The organism is Massilia sp. GER05, assembly GCF_052056005.1.
GTDB lineage: Bacteria > Pseudomonadota > Gammaproteobacteria > Burkholderiales > Burkholderiaceae_D > Telluria > Telluria orientalis.
The window spans coordinates 1,928,385-1,942,623 of record NZ_CP178858.1 but is presented as its reverse complement, the minus strand read 5'-3'; the positions used below and the strand labels follow the sequence as shown (position 1 = coordinate 1,942,623).

The window sequence follows — 14,239 nt, the reverse complement described above, 5'->3', positions numbered from 1 at the left end:
GAAACGCGTGCAAATTGGGCCCCCGCCTCCGCGGGGCGACGTTCATGTGTTACGAGTTTCGAGCAACCCCGTAATCGCCGCCAGCAACGCATCCTCCTGATACGGCTTGCCAAAATAAGCATCGACACCAAGCCCCAGCGCCACGTTGCGGTGCTTGTCCGCCGTGCGCGACGTGATCATGATGATCGGCAGCGCCGAAGTGGCCGCGTCTCCGCGCACGTGGCGCGTGAGGTCGAAGCCGTCCATGCGCGGCATCTCGATATCGACCAGCATCAGGTCCGGGCGCGTCTCCTGCATCTGCTCGAGCGCGTCGACGCCGTCCTTGGCCAGCAGCACGCGATAGCCCTCGCGCTCCAGCAGGCGCTGGGTGACCTTGCGCACGGTGAGCGAATCGTCGACGACCATGATGGTCGCGATGCGCGCGGCCGGCGCCGGTGCCGGCGCGGTTGCCGCTGTATTCGCGACATGGCCGGGACGCGCGCCCGAGCCGGCCAGCTGCACCGGATCGAGGATCAGTACGATCTCGCCCGACCCGAGCACGGTGGCGCCGGCGATGCCAGGCATGCGCGCCAGCTGCGGCCCGATGTTCTTGATGACGACCTCGCGGTTGCCCAGCACCTCGTCCACCCGCACGGCGACGCGCGTGTTGCCGCTCCTGAGGACCAGCACCGGCGACGAGCGCTGGCCGCCGCTTTTTTGCCATGCGCCGCCCGGTTCGTGCAGCAGCGTAGGCAGGTAGTGCAGCGGGACGTTCTCGCCGTGGACGTTGATCGCCCCGGCGGCGAAGGCCGCATCGAGGTCGGCCTCGCGCACCTGCAGCACCTGCTCGACCAGCACGGCCGGCAGCGCATGCGTGCGCGGGCCGCTGGCGACGAGCACGACCTGCGTGACGGCCAGCGTGAGCGGCAGGTGGATGGCGAAGGCGGCGCCGCGGCCCGGCGTCGTCTCGACGTCGACGCGGCCGCCCAGCGCGCGCGCTTCCGAGCGCACGACGTCCATGCCGACGCCGCGGCCGGCCAGTTCGGTCAGCGTGTCCGCCGTCGAGAAGCCCGGCTCGAACACCAGCTCGGCGGCGTCCTGGTCGGACACGTCCTCGCCGTCGGCCAGCAGCCCGAGGGACGCCGCCTTGGCGCGGATGCGGCCCAGGTCGAGGCCTGCGCCATCGTCGGCGAAACGGATCTCGACTTCGTTGCCCTGCTGGCTCACCTGCACGAGCAGTTCGCCCGTCTCCGGCTTGCCGGCCGCCAGGCGCTGGCCGCGCGGCTCGATGCCGTGCACGATGGCGTTGCGCAGCAGGTGTTCGAACGGCGCTGCCATGCGTTCCAGCACGCTGCGGTCGATCTCGACGCCGCCGCCGCGGATGTCCAGGTTGACGCGCTTGTCCATTTCCTTGGCGGTCTGGCGGGCGACGCGGAACAGGCGCTCCGAGAGGCTCGCGAACGGCACCATCCGCACCCGCATCAGGTCGCGCTGCAGCTCGCGCGTCAGGCGCGACTGCGCGGCCAGGTCGTCGGCCGCCGCTTCCACCGTGCGCGCCAGGCCGTCGTGGAACGAACCGACGTCGTTCACGCTCTCCGCCATCATGCGCGTCAGCTCCTGCAGGCGCGTGAAGCGGTCGAACTCGAGCGGGTCGAATTCGCGCTCGCCCGCGATCGACAGGCGCGACGCGATCTGCGATTCCGCCTGCATCTCCACCTCGCGCAGCTGGCGCCGCAGGTTGGCGAGGTTGTCGGAGAACTCGGCCAGCATGCCCTTCAGCGTGCCGACCTGCGTCTCCAGCTTCGAGCGCGTGATCGACACCTCGCCGGCCTGGTTGACGAGGCGGTCGAGGATGTCGGCGCGCACGCGCACGAGCGGTGCGCGCGCGGCCTGCTCGTCCGCGGGCGGCGCCGGCTGCGCGGGTTCCGCTGCCGGAGCAGGTTGGAGCACCGGCGCGCCCGGTTGCTGCAGCTGCTCGAACAGCAGCTGCGCCTGGTCGTAGTTGGCCAGCAGTTCGTCGAAGGCGGCCGGATTCGTCGTCCCGGCGTGCAGCATGTTCTCGATCTGCGTTTCCAGCGCATGCGTGTGCTGGCCGAGGCGCATCGCGCCGGCCATGCGCGCGCTGCCCTTCACCGTGTGCAGGGCACGCAGCAGGCCTTGCGCGACGGCCACGTCGGCCGGGTTCTGCTGCCACTGGCGCAGGCCGTTGCCGATCTGCGGCAGCAGGTCCGCCGCTTCTTCCATGAAGACGGGCAGCAGGTCCGGGTCGAGGTCGTCGACGAATACCGGCTCTGCGGCCAGCACCGCGTCCGCTTCCGGTTCTGCGACGGGTTCGGGCTCGGGTTCGGGCTCGGGTTCGGGCACCGGGATGTCGAACAGCGCATCGACGTCGATGACCTCGTCCGCTTCGACCGGTGCGGGCGCGGGTTCGGCCTGCTCCAGCGTGGGCGCGGCGAACGGATCGTCGAAATAGGCATCGAACAGATCGTCGACGGCGCTCACGGCCGGATCTTCCTGGTGCGGTGCCGGCGTGCGCGGCGCCAGTTCCGTGCTGGCGGGCAGCGCCGGCGTGCCGGTGATGAGCGGCGGATCCGCCAGGATGCTGGCATACGTGGCGGCGAACAGCGCGTCCAGGCGCTGCGCCAGTTCCGGCTCGGCGTCGGCGATGACGGCGTCGGCGCGCTGGCGGCCCAGCTCATCGCGCAGCGCTTCCAGGCGCGCCAGCAGTTCCGGCTGCGCGGGCGCCAGCTCGCCCAGCGCGAACACCTGCAGCATGATGCGCACGCGCTCGACCGTTTCGTCCAGCAGGTCGAACTGGGCGCCGTCCAGCGGCGGGACGGCCACCTGCAGCGCTTCTTCCAGCGCCGCGGCCAGTTCGCGCAGCGCGTTGAAGCCGACGGTGGCCGACGTGCCGCCCAGTGTGTGCGCCGCCTTCAGGGCCTGCGCCGACACGGCGCGCAGCGGTTCCGCGCGCCAGCCGGCGAAGTCCTCGGCCAGCGTGCGCACCAGTTCCTCGGTCTCGCCGAGGTAGATGTTGTACAGCGGGAGCGGGATCTCGAGGTCGCCCACGTGCCGCACGTTCGCTTCCGACACGGGGAACGCGAGCACGTTGTCCGGCAGCTCGTCCGTGGACAGGGCCGGCAGCGGCGCGGGCGCCTCGTCCGGTGCGACGTCGAAGCCGGCGGCCGGTTCGACCGGTTCCGGCGGCGGCTCGGATGCGGCGGGCACGGCATCGAGCGCGCCGACCGTTTCCGGTGCCAGCTCGGCCGGCGCATCGACCGCAGGCACCTCCGGCGTCGATACGAGCGGCGCCGGCGCTTCCGCCAGCGCGAACGGCCCACCCTCCTGCACGCGCTGGGCTGCCTGCACGAGCGCCGCGCCATCGCGCCGCGATCCGCCGGCCGCGAGTTCGTCGACCCACGCGCCCAGCTCCGCATGCGCCTGCGCGAGCAGTGCCAGCAGGTCCGGCGTGGCGGCGCGCGCCTCGGCCAGCCACAGGTTCATGACCTTTTCGATGGCCGCTGCCGCCGCGGCGAACTGCTCGAGGTTCACCATGCGGCTGCTGCCCTTGAGCGTGTGGAAGCCGCGGCGCAGGCGGGTCAGCGTGTCCTGGTCGGCCGGATTCGCTTCGGCGGCCGGCAATGCGGTGCCGACGACGTCCAGCACTTCGCGCGCCTCGCCGATGAAGATCTCCAGCAGTTCGGCGTCGACGGCATCCGGTGCCGTCTCCGGCGCAGCCTGCGGCTCCGAAGGCGCCTGTGCTTCGGCCTGTGCTTCGAGCGGCAGCTCGTGGAACAGGCCCGCGGCCGCGTCGAAGCGGTAGCGCCGGCGCGCGCCGTCGACGTTCTGCGCCAGCGCGTCCGTGAAGAAGCCGAGCGCGCCGATGTTGCGCGCCAGGTTGTCCAGCACGGCGCCGCGCGCCGCGGCATCCGGCGGCGTCTCGATCAGCGCGCGTACCTGGGCGCGCACGTGGCCGACGGCCTGCGTGGCCTGCTCCTGGTCGAGGATGGCCAGCGCGCCCTGCAGCTGGTGCAGCAGCGGGGCGACCTGTTCCAGGGACGCAATGCGTGCCGGGTCTTCGTAGTAGTCGTCGATGAGTTTCTCGACCTGGCGCAGGCCCGTGCGGATCTCGCCCGCCAGCACCGCGACGGTCTGGCCCTGCTGCAGCTCGCGCGCCATCTCGCCGTGCCACACCGGCGCGTCCGGCGGGGTCTCGCCGTGCGCGAGCGCGAGCAGGCGCTGGCCGACCGCTTCCGCGTGCTGGCCGAAGTCCTCGGGCAGCTGGCGCACCTGGTCCAGGCCGTGCTCGACGAACAGCATGGCCTCGGCCATCTCGAGGCTGAACTGGTCGCTGCGGCCGCCCGCCATCGATTCGCTGGCGGCCTGCCCCAGTTCGCGCAGCAGGTGCGCGAGCTGCGGTGCGCCCAGCTTCTCGCTGGCGCCGGCCAGCTTCGCCAACGCCTCGTTGAAGCCGCCGCCCGTCGCGTCGCCGCCTTCCGTGGCGACGCGGTCCCAGCCCTGCTTGGTCTCGATCAGCGCTTCCTTGGCATCCTTCAGCACCTCCGGATCGACCTTGCCGTAGCGGCGTTCCAGGTAATCGGCCGGCACCTGGCCGCCGACGTGGTAAGCGTCGCGCAGCTGGCGCGCCTCGGGCGTCGGCTCGGGCGCGGCCGAGATGAAGAACAGCGCGTCGCGCAGCAGCGCTTCCGGCAGCTCCGTATGGCCCTGCGCCTGGCGGCGCAGCTGCAGGTTGATCTGGCCGAACAGCTGCTTTACATACAGGTCGGGCGCCACCTGGCCGGTCGCGACGAGGTCGGCGACGGCCTGCAGCGCCAGCCAGAACGCATGATTTTCCGCCTGCGGCTGGCCGTCGACGACGCCCGCCAGCGCCTCGCGCATCGCGGCCGCCTGGGCGCGCTGGGCGTCGACGTCCTGGCTGCGCAGGAACGGCAGCAGCGCCTTTTCGAATGCGGCGCGGGTCGCGGCGTAGTCCGGCATCGGGCCGGCGCCGCCAGCCGGCAACAGCGCCGGGGCGAGATCCAGCACGAGCATCTGGCCCGGGTGCACCCTTTCTACGCCCAATAACTCCTGCAGCGCGCGGTAGTACGGGAACAGGCGCACGGGCTGCGGCGCCGCGCCGTCCAGCAACTCTTCCAGGTATTCGACCAGCGCCCGATACGCCTCGCCCACGGCGCCGGCACGCTCAAGCTCGAGCGCCAGCGTGCCATCCTTGAAGCGGTCGATGACCTGTTCGGCCGCCTCGCTCAGGCGTTCGACGCCGGCCACGTCGACCATCTGCAGTGCCCCGTGGGCCTGGTGCAGGTGCGACTTGGCATGCAGCAGCAGCGTGGGCTGCGCTTCCGGCGTGCGGCCAGCCGCATCCTGCAACGCCTTGGCGGAACGCCCGAGGGCATCGCGGATTTCACCGATGACCCAGGACAGGGGGCCGGTGTCGAAAGGCGGTGCGGCGGATGCGTGCGAAAACTGGGTCATGTGGGCAAAAGTGAGATGCTCAGGCGGCGACGCGGAAGCGCGACACCGAATTCTTCAGTTCCTGCGCGAGCGCCGCCAGCTGCCGGATCGACTGCGCGGTCTGCTGCGTGCCGCCCTGTGCCTGTTCGGTGATCGCGAGGATGTGCTGCATATTATGCGCCACGCCGTTCGCGGACGTCGCCTGCAAGCCCGCGGCGACCGCCATCCCCTGGATCAGCTCCGCCAGGCGGTTCGACACGCGCGAGATGTCGGCCAGCGCGGCGCCGGCCGCGTCGGTCGTGCGCGCGCCCTCGACGACGCCCTGCGTCGACTTTTCCATTGCCGCCACGGCGTCGTGCGTGTCGGTCTGGATGGTGCGCACCAGCGCGCCGATCTGCTTGGCCGCTTCGGCCGACCGTTCCGCCAGCCGCTGCACTTCTTCCGCCACGACCGAGAAGCCGCGTCCCGCCTCGCCGGCCGACGCGGCCTGGATCGCGGCGTTCAGCGCCAGCACGTTGGTCTGCTCCGTGATGTCGGAAATGAGTTCGGTGATCTCGCCGATCTCCTGCGACGATTCGCCCAGGCGCTTGATGCGCTTGGAGGTTTCCTGGATCTGCTCGCGGATCTCGCCCATGCCGCGGATGGCGTTCTGCACCGCCGTCGCGCCCTGCTCCGCCGCCGCCACCGACTGGCGCGCCACCTCGGCCGACTCCTTCGCGGAGCTGGACACGTCCGTGATCTCGCCGGCCATGCGCAGCATCGTGGCCGACGTGTCCTGGATCTCGCGCGCCTGCTGGCCCGCCGCGACGAGCAGCCGGCTCGACACCTGCTGCGCGTCGTTCGACGCCTGCGTCACCTGTTCCGCCGTATCGATCACGCGCACGACGAGGCCGCGCAGCTCTTCCACCGTGTAGTTGACGGAGTCGGCGATGGCGCCCGTGATGTCTTCCGAGACGGCGGCATAGACCGTCAGGTCGCCGTCCGCCACTTCCTGCAATTCGTTCATCAGGCGCAGGATCGCGGCCTGGTTCTGGTCGTTGGTGGCCTTGGCTTCCTCTTCCTTGGCCTGGGCCAGCAGGCGCATCGCCTCCGCTTCCTGGCGGCGCGCGTCGGCGCCGCGGGTGCGGTTGCGCGAATCCTGCAGCATCACGCGCGAGATGCTGCCCGCCGTGACGAGGGTGAAGATCGATGCCGCCACGAGCACCCACAGCCACATGTCCGTGCTGCCCGCGCCGGCGCGGTACGATGCCTGCAGGCCGGTCAGCTGGCGGCGCAGCGTCTCGTTGTCGCGGAAGATCGTCTGCTCGGCGGCCTTGGCGGCCGTCATGTCGGACAGTTTATCCAGGAAGGTGGAGATCAGCTTCTGGCAGATGTCGAATTTCGACCGCACTTCTTCCAGCTTGGCGCGCAGCTCCGGGTCGCGCAGCGGGGCCAGGCCCAGCGCGGCGCTGCCGTTCAGCAGGCCGTCGACGGTGGCGCGGAACGTGGTCGTGTCGCGGCCCATCTGGAACGCGGTCTCGGGACGGATGCCGCCCGACGTGAGGAATTCGCTGGCGCTGCGCGACAGGCGCTGCGTCAGCATCATCATGCGGCCCAGCGCCGCCAGTTCGCGTGCGCTGCCGCCGCGCGCCGTGCGTTCGGTGAGGATGTCTTCCGTCAGCGCCAGCATGTCCGGCGCCAGCACGTCGAGCTGCTTCAGGTTCTTGTCGAAGGCGACCAGCTCCGGCTTCATCTTGAGGATGCTGGCGGCGGCCGCGTCGGATACGTTCCACTTTTTGCGCACGGCGGCCAGCTGCGCGGCCAGGTCGCCCGACGATGCGGGAATCGCGTTGCCGTTGAAGTCGCCGCCGCGGGCCAGCAGGTCGAGGTCGTGCGACAGGGCGATGCGGCTGTCCTGCAACTGCGTGAACGCGTCCGGCACGCCCTGCATCGCGTTCGGCGCGGCCTTGCCCACGCGCTGCGAGTGCATCAGCGCTTCGCTGGCGATCTGGGTCTGGCCGCTGGCGATCGCGCCGCTGCCGGCATTGCGCCACAGCGACAGCAGCGTGAGCAGGATACCGATGCCGAAGGCGACGAGCAGGATGCGCAGCTGGCGCGGCAGGGACAGATGGCCGATGAGCGGCAGGCGCAGGTCGTCGTCGCCACCGGCCGTTCCGCTGGCAGCTTCCTCCGCATGGCGGCGCTTGCGCCGGGCGAGCTGGCCGAGGCGCCGCGCGGCGTCATCGGCGGAACCCGTCGATGGCGTGCCGCTGACCGGGCCGGCGGGTACCGTGCCGGGGCCGAACTGCGTGTCGGGCGACGCCAGCACCGTGCCGGACGCCTGCGCGTCGCCGCCCCCGTCCTTGGGGAAGAAATTCATCGACAGTTTGGATACGAATCCCATGCGAGCTCCAGTACAAAAATTCTTACAACCTGTTCGGTGGGCGCACCGTGCCCGCGCGCAACGCCAACAAACCGCGAACGTCACGCGTGGGCGGAGCGCCGCCCACCCTACCGTGCGACCTGCAGGAAGCGTTCCTCGCGGGCGAGGGCGGCCAGCGACAGCGGGGTCCAATCCTGGCCGCCCGCCTCGCGCAGGCCGACGACCTTCGCCACGAGCAGCGCGCACGGAAAGCCGAGGGCGGGTCCGAACGTCACGAGCCGTGTGCCGGGCGTTGGCGCCGCCTCCGGATCGAGATAGCGCGCCAGGTCGACGACGCCCAGCAGGTTGCCGCGCACGTTCGCGAGGCCGAGATACCAGGGCTGCGTGAGCGGCACGGCGGCCAGCGGCGGCAGCGGCACGATCTCGCCCGCTTCGACGAGGTCGAGCAGGTAGCGCACGCCGCCGATCTCCACGCCCAGCTGGTGCGCGCGCGCGCCGCTGCTCGTGCGCGCGGCCTGCATGCGCTCGAGCAGCTGTTCCTGGTACTGGCGCAGGCGCGCGCGCCGGGCCGCGCCCTTCTGTCCGGCGGCGTCGCTGACGTCCATCTCAGGCGCCGAGCGTGGCGATTGTGGCCAGCAGCCTGGCCGGATCGACGGGCTTGACGAAATAATCCTTCGCGCCCTGGCGCATGCCCCAGATGCGGTCGGTTTCCTGGTTCTTGCTGCTGCAGATGATGACGGGGACGGACGCCAGCTCCGGATCGCGCGCGATCGAGCGCGTCACCTGGAAGCCGTTCGCGCCGGGCATCACCACGTCCATCAGGATCAGTTCCGGACGCTCGGCGCGGATCTTGGCCAGCGCCTCCTCGCCGTTGTCGGCGGTGGTGACGGTGAAGCCGTTGCGCACGAGGATGTCGGTCAGGTAGTAACGTTCGGTCGGGGAATCGTCGACGATCAGGATTTTTTGTATGGCCACGGTGGGCTCCGCAACGTTGGAATCAAGCAGCCGCGTCGGTCCGGCCCTGCGCATGGTCGCGCACGGCCGCCAGCAGGCTGTCCTTGAAAAAAGGTTTGGTCAGGTAGGCGCTCGATCCGACCATCGCGCCGCGCGCACGGTCGAACAGGCCGTCCTTGGAGGACAGCATGATGACCGGCGTGGCATGGAATTTCGCGCTCTTCTTGATCAGCGCGCAGGTCTGGTAGCCGTCCAGGCGCGGCATCAGGATGTCGCAGAACACCAGGGACGGGTGATGGTCGTTGATCTTGGCCAGCGCGTCGAAGCCGTCTTCGGCCAGTACCACGCGGTAGCCGGCCTGCGTCAGGAAGATTTCGGCGGACCGACGGATCGTGCTGCTGTCGTCGATCACCATGATCGTCAGGCCTGTCGGTTGCGTCGTCATATTCGTTTCACTTCAGCATGAACCCGCAAGATAGCATAGGGGCTGCGGCTTGTGCATGAAGTGTTGCGTTACGTCAACTTGCCGTATGACGACTCATTGACGGGATGACACGAAACATTGGCGGGACGTTATTTCACGTTAATGAATCGACAATGAACCACTCAGATCGCGGTCATTTCGAAGTCGTCCTTGCGCGCGCCGCATTCCGGGCACGTCCAGTTCATGGGCACGTCGGCCCAGCGGGTGCCCGGCGCAATGCCGTCGTCCGGTGCGCCGGCGGCCTCGTCGTAGACCCAGCCGCAGATCAGGCACATCCACGTCTGGTACACCTGTGTTTCAGTACTCACTTCGATTTCCTCTTTTCGGTTCAGATAAAATGACAGGGAAAGGTATAGTATTCTACCCGCTGTGCAAAACCAAACGTCTCCACTCATCCTCACGTTCGGGCCCGCCGACCCGGTCGGGGCGCTGGGCATCCAGTCCGACGTGACCGTCTTCGCCATGCATGGCTGCCACGCCCTCTCGGTCGTGACGGGTTTGCTCGTGGCGGATTCCGCGCGCGTGGACGACATGCAGCCGACCGACCACTCGCTCGTCGTGGAACAGGCGCGCATGCTGCTCGAGGACATGCCCGTGGCCGCCATCAAGGTCGGCACCCTGGCCAGCCTGGAGCAGATCGCGGCGGTGGCGGAGATCGTGTCCGACTATGCCGACGTGCCGCTCGTGCTCGACCCGTTCACGTCGTCGCTGCCCGATTGCGGCCCGCGCGACGACGACATGCTGACCCTCATTCATCAACTGCTCGTACCGCAGGCCAGCGTCTTCATGCTGTCGCAGCCGGAACTGGCGCGCCTGGCCGACTGCTGGCGCGACCCGGGCAGCATCGCCACCGTCGCCGAGGACGCGGCCGAGCTGACGGGCCTCGGCTGCGGCCACGTGCTCGTGACGGGCGTCGGCGGCGGCGACGGCAGCCGCTGCAACGAGTTGTACGAGCCGGACGGCCTGGCCACCGCCCTGCCCTGGGCGCAGCTCCTGCCCGGCCCGTTCGTCGGCGCCGGCAACACGTTGTCGGCCGCTTTGGTGGCGCGGATGGCGCGCGGCGATGGCGCGGCGGACGCCCTGCCCGGGGCCCAGGACTACCTCACCGGCGCCCTCGTCCATGCCTGCCGCTTCGGCATGGGCCGGCTCATCCCGAACAAGATCTTCCGCGCTCCCGGCGCGGCCTGCTAACCCCGCCGGCGCCTGCGCCCGGGATTCATCCAGACAACCATGACCGCCACGTCCGACACCACTTCGAAAAACGACATCCTGTTCGCCCGCGCCCAGCAGACCACGCCGGGCGGCGTGAACTCGCCCGTGCGCGCCTTCCGCTCCGTCGGCGGCACGCCACGCTTCATCACGCGGGCCGAGGGGCCGTATTTCTGGGACGCGGACGGCAAGCGCTACATCGACTACATCGGCTCCTGGGGCCCGGCCATCGTCGGCCACACCCATCCGGACGTGGTGAAAGCCGTGCAGGACGCGGCCGCGCGCGGCCTGTCGTTCGGCGCGCCGACCGAGGGCGAGATCGAGATCGCCGAGGAAATCTGCCGCCTCGTGCCGTCGATCGAGCAGGTGCGCCTCGTCTCGTCCGGCACGGAAGCGACGATGAGCGCGCTGCGCCTCGCACGCGGCGCCACCGGCCGCGACAAGATCGTCAAGTTCGAAGGCTGCTACCACGGCCACGCCGATTCCCTGCTGGTCAAAGCCGGTTCGGGCCTGCTCACGTTCGGCAACCCGACGTCGGCCGGCGTGCCGGAAGACTTCGTCAAGCACACCATCGTCCTCGACTACAACAACATCCCGCAGCTGGAAGATGCGTTCCAGTCGATGGGCGACACCATCGCCTGCGTGATCGTGGAAGCCGTCGCCGGCAACATGAACCTGATCCGCGCGACGCCGGAATTCCTGCAGCGCATGCGCGAACTGTGCACGGAATATGGCGCCGTGCTGATCTTCGACGAAGTGATGTCGGGCTTCCGCGTCGGCATCGGTGGCGCGCAGGCGCTGTACGGCATCGTGCCGGACCTGACCGCGCTCGGCAAAGTGATCGGCGGCGGCATGCCGGTCGCCGCGTTCGGCGGCCGCGCGGACCTGATGCAGAAGATGGCGCCGATCGGCCCCGTCTACCAGGCGGGCACGCTGTCCGGCAACCCGGTCGCCGTCGCCGCCGGCATGACCACGCTGAAGCTGATCCAGCAGCCGGGCTTCTACGAGCACCTGGCGGCGCAGACGAAGAAACTGGTCGACGGCCTGACGGCGGCCGCGAAGGAAGCCGGTATCGCGTTCTGCGCGGACAGCGTCGGCGGCATGTTCGGCCTGTATTTCGCCGACACGATCCCGTCCAGCTACGGCCAGATGATGGCCGGCGACAAGGAGCGCTTCAACCGCTTCTTCCACGGCATGCTGGACGAAGGCGTGTACTTCGCGCCCGCGATGTTCGAAGCAGGTTTTGTCTCGGCCACGCACGACGATGCCGTGATCGCCGAGACGGTCGAAGCGGCCCGCCGCGTGTTTGCCCGCCTGGCGTGACCGCGCCCGGCCCGACATGCCGCTCAAGCTGTTCCGCCGCCTCACCGACAACGCCACGCTGAAATCGCTCGGCCCCGGCCTGATCACGGGCGCGGCCGACGACGACCCGTCCGGCATCGCGACGTATTCGCAGGCCGGCGCGCAATTCGGCTTCAACACGCTGTGGACGCTGGTGCTGACCTACCCGTTCATGGTCGGCATCCAGCTCGTGTCGGCACGCATCGGGCGCGTGACGGGGCGCGGGCTCGCGGCCAACATCCGCCGCGCGTATTCGCCCTGGCTCCTGTACGCCATCGTCGCGCTGCTGCTCGTTGCCAACGTCATCAACATCGCGGCCGACATCGCCGCGATGGGCGAGGCGCTGCGCCTCGTGACGGGCACCGGCTCCAGCCACCTGTATGCGCTCGGCTTCGGCCTGCTGTGCCTCGCGCTGCAGGTCTTTTTGCCGTATGCCACCTACGTGCGCTACCTGAAATGGCTGACCCTGGGCCTGCTGGCCTACGTCGCGACGGCGTTCGCCGTGCACATGCCGTGGACGGAAGTCCTTGCGCGCACCGTGTGGCCCCATTTCGCCTTCACGAAGGATGCCGTCGCCCTCATCGTCGCCGTGTTCGGCACGACGATCAGCCCCTACCTCTTCTTCTGGCAGGCGTCGCAGGAAGTCGAGGAGATCCGCAACGACCACCACGCGCGCGCCCTGCGCACGCGCCCGCGCGACGCCGCCGCGCAACTCAGGCGCATCAAGTCCGACACCTTGATCGGCATGGGCTTTTCCAACCTCGTCGCCTTCTTCATCATGCTGACGACGGCCGTCACCCTGGGCGCGCACGGCATCACGGACATCCAGTCGTCCGCGCAGGCGGCCGAGGCGCTGCGGCCGGTGGCGGGCGAGTTCGCGTTCCTCGCGTTCGCGCTGGGCATCGTCGGCACGGGCATGCTCGCCGTGCCCGTGCTGGCGGGGTCGGCTGCATATGCCGTCACCGAGAGCTTCCGCTGGCGCAACGGCATGGACCTGAAAGTCGTCGAGGCGCGCGAGTTCTACGGCATCATCGCGCTGGCCACGCTGGGCGGCGTCGCGCTCGACTTCGCCCCGGTCGACCCGATCGCCGCGCTGGTGCTGTCCGCGCAGATCAACGGCGTCATCGCCGTGCCGATCATGGCCGTCATGATGCTGCTCGCGCATAACCGCAAGATCATGGGCGGCTACACGTTATCCACACGCCATACCGTGATCGGCTGGATCGGCGTGGCGGTGATGCTGGTGGCCGTCGTGGCCATGTTTGCAACGATGTGACCGGTCGATCGTCCCCCACGCGTGGGGCTGCACGGGTGCGCGCACCGTATGTACGATGCGCTCCACATCGACCATCCATCAGGAGCCCCACCATGCAAACCACGACCGTTACTCCCCTGCCGCAACCGCAGTTCTCGCGCGCAGGCATCATCTGGATCAAGCTGGCCGTCCTCTACCTCATCTTCGGCATCTCGCTGGGCATCGCCATGGGCGCCAGCCAGAACTTCACCCTGCGCCCCGTGCACGCCCACGTCAACCTGCTGGGCTGGACGACACTGGCGCTCGCCGGCCTGATCTATAGCGTGTTCCCGAAGGCGGGCGAGAGCCGCCTCGCGCGCCTGCACTTCTGGCTGCTGAACCTCGCATTGCCCGTGATGATGGTCGCGCTCTCCATGCTGCTGCTGGGTCACATGGCCTTCGCGCCGGCGCTGGTGATCGCGGAAATCATCGCCGCGCTGGCCATCCTCGCGTTCGCCGCGAATCTGTTCGTGAATCTGAAGCAATAACGGGCCGCTCTCCGGTTATACTTTCCGGATAATAAAACCGGAGAGAGGCAACGACATGGCTGTGCGCACCATCCGCCGCATTATTCCCTGTTCCTGCGCCGTACTGATCGCGGCAAGCGCTTTGTTCGCCGGCACCGCCGGCGCCGCAACGACCACCCCAGGAACCAGCATGGACAAGAAAACCGTATCGCTCGACACCATCCGCCGCCAGGAGCAGGCGCTGCAGTTCACGTCCTTCGACAACGACGCGGCGCTCGCGATCGGCAACAGGATCGTCGAGCAGGCGAAGGCGGACAAGGTCGCCGTCACGATCGACATCACGATCAACCGCAATCCGCTGTTCTTTTATGCGATGGCGGGTACGAGCCCGAACAACGTCGACTGGATCCGCCGCAAGAGCAACCTCGTGAACCGCACGGGTCACGCGTCGTTCTTCGTGCACACGGAGGCCGTCAACGCGGGCCGCGACTTCGACAACCTGCCCACGTTCGACTCGAAGGACTATGCCGCGCACGGCGGCTCGTTCCCGATCGTCATCAAGGGGACGGGCCAGGTCGGCACGATCACCGTGTCCGGCCTCGCGGGCGTGGACGACCATGCGATGGTCGTGCGCGCGCTGAAGTGGTATTTGAAGGCGGACGACGTCGCGCTGTAAC

At 69.1% G+C, this 14,239-nt stretch carries 11 protein-coding genes; 5 read left to right on the top strand and 6 right to left on the bottom strand.

Annotated features, from left to right (window positions below):
* Positions 1–42: 42 nt before the first annotated feature.
* The 6 genes from ACL58G_RS08780 to ACL58G_RS08755 all read right to left on the bottom strand — a co-directional run bounded on the left by ACL58G_RS08780 (position 43) and on the right by ACL58G_RS08755 (position 9,526).
* On the bottom strand, positions 43–5,472 hold the full coding sequence (locus tag ACL58G_RS08780) for an Hpt domain-containing protein (protein WP_440966358.1): 5,430 nt from the start codon (positions 5,470–5,472) through the stop codon (positions 43–45).
* A 19-nt stretch (positions 5,473–5,491) separates the two neighbouring features.
* Positions 5,492–7,834 (bottom strand): methyl-accepting chemotaxis protein, encoded by a 2,343-nt coding sequence (locus tag ACL58G_RS08775; RefSeq protein ID WP_440966356.1) that lies wholly within the window; start codon positions 7,832–7,834, stop codon positions 5,492–5,494.
* A gap of 107 nt (positions 7,835–7,941) precedes the next feature.
* The gene (locus ACL58G_RS08770) at positions 7,942–8,418 is read right to left on the bottom strand and encodes a chemotaxis protein CheW (RefSeq protein ID WP_413382247.1); all 477 of its coding nucleotides are present in this window, start codon (positions 8,416–8,418) and stop codon (positions 7,942–7,944) included.
* A gap of 1 nt (position 8,419) precedes the next feature.
* The gene (locus tag ACL58G_RS08765) at positions 8,420–8,788 is read right to left on the bottom strand and encodes a response regulator (protein ID WP_413382244.1); all 369 of its coding nucleotides are present in this window, start codon (positions 8,786–8,788) and stop codon (positions 8,420–8,422) included.
* Between the two features lie 22 nt (positions 8,789–8,810).
* Entirely contained in the window at positions 8,811–9,212 is a 402-nt protein-coding gene (locus ACL58G_RS08760) for a response regulator (RefSeq protein ID WP_440966354.1), read from the bottom strand.
* Positions 9,213–9,373: 161 nt separating this feature from the next.
* Positions 9,374–9,526 carry a rubredoxin gene (locus ACL58G_RS08755; protein WP_029755924.1) on the bottom strand — a complete coding sequence of 51 codons (153 nt, stop codon included), beginning with the start codon at positions 9,524–9,526 and terminating at the stop codon, positions 9,374–9,376.
* 94 nt (positions 9,527–9,620) lie between these two features.
* Between ACL58G_RS08755 and thiD the strand changes: the two genes are divergently transcribed.
* From thiD to ACL58G_RS08730, 5 genes are all read left to right on the top strand, one after another.
* On the top strand, positions 9,621–10,442 hold the full coding sequence (gene thiD, locus ACL58G_RS08750) for a bifunctional hydroxymethylpyrimidine kinase/phosphomethylpyrimidine kinase (RefSeq protein ID WP_440966353.1): 822 nt from the start codon (positions 9,621–9,623) through the stop codon (positions 10,440–10,442).
* A gap of 39 nt (positions 10,443–10,481) precedes the next feature.
* Positions 10,482–11,783, top strand: a complete 1,302-nt coding sequence (gene hemL / locus ACL58G_RS08745; protein ID WP_440966351.1) for a glutamate-1-semialdehyde 2,1-aminomutase — start codon at positions 10,482–10,484, stop codon at positions 11,781–11,783.
* A 16-nt stretch (positions 11,784–11,799) separates the two neighbouring features.
* On the top strand, positions 11,800–13,077 hold the full coding sequence (locus ACL58G_RS08740) for an NRAMP family divalent metal transporter (RefSeq protein WP_440967989.1): 1,278 nt from the start codon (positions 11,800–11,802) through the stop codon (positions 13,075–13,077).
* Between the two features lie 92 nt (positions 13,078–13,169).
* Positions 13,170–13,583 (top strand): hypothetical protein, encoded by a 414-nt coding sequence (locus ACL58G_RS08735; protein WP_413338084.1) that lies wholly within the window; start codon positions 13,170–13,172, stop codon positions 13,581–13,583.
* A 169-nt stretch (positions 13,584–13,752) separates the two neighbouring features.
* The gene (locus tag ACL58G_RS08730; RefSeq protein WP_413338086.1) at positions 13,753–14,238 is read left to right on the top strand and encodes a heme-degrading domain-containing protein; all 486 of its coding nucleotides are present in this window, start codon (positions 13,753–13,755) and stop codon (positions 14,236–14,238) included.
* The last annotated feature ends 1 nt before the right edge of the window (position 14,239 follow it).

Bases quoted from the DNA above. Each gene is read 5' to 3' on its own strand.
- ACL58G_RS08735 (WP_413338084.1), top strand. From the start codon at position 13,170: ATGCAAACCACGACCGTTACTCCCCTGCCGCAACCGCAGTTCTCGCGC.
- ACL58G_RS08780 (WP_440966358.1), bottom strand. From the start codon at position 5,472: ATGACCCAGTTTTCGCACGCATCCGCCGCACCGCCTTTCGACACCGGC.
- ACL58G_RS08740 (WP_440967989.1), top strand. From the start codon at position 11,800: ATGCCGCTCAAGCTGTTCCGCCGCCTCACCGACAACGCCACGCTGAAA.
- hemL (WP_440966351.1), top strand. From the start codon at position 10,482: ATGACCGCCACGTCCGACACCACTTCGAAAAACGACATCCTGTTCGCC.
- ACL58G_RS08770 (WP_413382247.1), bottom strand. From the start codon at position 8,418: ATGGACGTCAGCGACGCCGCCGGACAGAAGGGCGCGGCCCGGCGCGCG.
- ACL58G_RS08755 (WP_029755924.1), bottom strand. From the start codon at position 9,526: ATGTGCCTGATCTGCGGCTGGGTCTACGACGAGGCCGCCGGCGCACCG.
- ACL58G_RS08760 (WP_440966354.1), bottom strand. From the start codon at position 9,212: ATGACGACGCAACCGACAGGCCTGACGATCATGGTGATCGACGACAGC.
- ACL58G_RS08775 (WP_440966356.1), bottom strand. From the start codon at position 7,834: ATGGGATTCGTATCCAAACTGTCGATGAATTTCTTCCCCAAGGACGGG.
- ACL58G_RS08730 (WP_413338086.1), top strand. From the start codon at position 13,753: ATGGACAAGAAAACCGTATCGCTCGACACCATCCGCCGCCAGGAGCAG.